Raw genomic sequence first — 1,659 nt, forward strand, 5'->3', positions numbered from 1 at the left:
CTCGATCACTGCCTTAAGTCGCTGCCGACGAGAGCGTCGATCTTCATGATTCTTATCGCCATAGGTGCTTTCAATCACCAAGGTTTCACATGCTTCGGGAGGCTTTGGCGCGGCTAACAAAGGAGAATGAGGAGCCCCTAAATCACCCGAGAAGACAAGCCGATGCACTTCACCCTCTTGACTCACACGACACTCAACATAAGCAGAACCAAGAATATGACCTGCTGGCTGTAAGCAAATATCTAAACCTTCAAAGACTGAATACAAATCACCATATTTGAGCGGCACAATACGCTGCTTAAGCACCGACATAAATTTTCGGATCATCTGCTTATTACGGGTGAAACCAATCTTCACCGCATCTTCCAGTACCAGTGGTAAAAGCACAGCCGACGGCTCAGAACAGTATATCGGCCCTTCAAAGCCAGCAGCGAGAAGATAAGGAATGCGCCCGACATGATCGATATGAACATGGGTCACGACAAGCGCTTTAATATGAGAAACTGGGAAGTCGATTTCAAGCTGGCTTTCACTCGACTGCCCAGAGGTCTCGGCCCCTTGAAACAATCCGCAATCAATCAGAATACCTTGTTGTTCAGAACTGTTTTTATCAGAAATGCGAAGCTCGTGACACGAACCCGTTACGCCATTCACCGCTCCGTGGTGTAGGATTTTCATGTGATATCCTTATCAATTAAGTTAAGGGAAGAATATCACAACGCTCGCGCTAGATTCCAACAGGATGGTTTCAATCGAGTCTGACCCCGTTGTCAGCTAAATATTGAACTATGTCAGGTGCCGCTGAGGATCTTGGCGACGATGTAATGCACGAATAATCTCCACCGTATCAGCTGTAACCCTGTAAAAGAGGGTATGGCTCTCAATAGGTAGGCTTCTGGTGCCAGCTAGAAGTTCAGAGCGATCAACTCCTATCATGGCTTGTTCAGTGAGAGTCCAAAAGTGTTCTTTTATATTTTCAAGGTAGCTATCAGACTGGGTTTTCCCCCATTGCCGCAACCCGTACTGATAGATGTTTTTTAAATCAGTTTTCGCAGCAGGGGCTATAACAAGGTGGCGTGTTGGCATGAAACTTAAGCCATAATATCATTGAACAATGAATCTAAAGAGGATTTTGATTTAATAGAAATACCTTCACCGCTATCTATCTGGCCGGTGCCAACTTTCAGTTGCTCGCGTAAACGAGCCAATTTCACTTCGTGGATCCAGTCCTCGTGCGTATCCATAAAGCGCAATGCTTCACGAATCACTTCGCTGGCATTATTGTATAAGCCACTTTCAACTTTGGCTTTAACGCGAGACTCTAGCTCGGCAGTCAGGGACACATGCATAATGGCCTCCAAGAGTAAAAATTTATAAATTTCATGCTAGGCAAAAATACAAGCATTGTCAATCTTTGTATTATGGTATAAAAGGGGTCGGTGACAATTAGTAATCATTCGCACTTGAGAGGTCGCCCTATCTTTGAATAGCCAATTGATCTCTTAAGATTTTCTTCGATTTGTGCTTTAAAACGATCATCCCCCAAAGGCATCGAGAAACTGGCTGAAGTACGAATCTCATGTATGACGCCCTTCGACAACGCAACGTTAAACAATTCTCGATAGCGAACAAGGCGGCTCTGCGTATCATGTGCCAATT

The 1,659-nt window shown here is 44.8% G+C and carries 4 protein-coding genes; all 4 read right to left on the minus strand.

Going from position 1 to position 1,659, the window contains the following annotated elements; all coding sequences use genetic code 11:
* The coding region (locus A3761_RS24010; protein ID WP_156492084.1) for an MBL fold metallo-hydrolase at window positions 1–678 on the minus strand (678 nt) is incomplete at its 3' end.
* A gap of 108 nt (window positions 679–786) precedes the next feature.
* Window positions 787–1,086 (minus strand): type II toxin-antitoxin system RelE/ParE family toxin, encoded by a 300-nt coding sequence (locus A3761_RS24015; protein WP_068740153.1) that lies wholly within the window; start codon window positions 1,084–1,086, stop codon window positions 787–789.
* A gap of 5 nt (window positions 1,087–1,091) precedes the next feature.
* Window positions 1,092–1,349: a type II toxin-antitoxin system ParD family antitoxin gene (locus A3761_RS24020; RefSeq protein WP_068553791.1), complete on the minus strand. Its 258-nt coding sequence runs from the start codon at window positions 1,347–1,349 to the stop codon at window positions 1,092–1,094.
* Between the two features lie 104 nt (window positions 1,350–1,453).
* Window positions 1,454–1,659: hypothetical protein (locus A3761_RS28710; protein ID WP_369808265.1), on the minus strand; the 206-nt coding region annotated here is incomplete at its 5' end.

Source organism: Oleiphilus sp. HI0123, from assembly GCF_001635315.1.

Bases quoted from the DNA above. Each gene is read 5' to 3' on its own strand.
- A3761_RS24020 (WP_068553791.1), bottom strand. From the start codon at position 1,349: ATGCATGTGTCCCTGACTGCCGAGCTAGAGTCTCGCGTTAAAGCCAAA.
- A3761_RS24015 (WP_068740153.1), bottom strand. From the start codon at position 1,086: ATGCCAACACGCCACCTTGTTATAGCCCCTGCTGCGAAAACTGATTTA.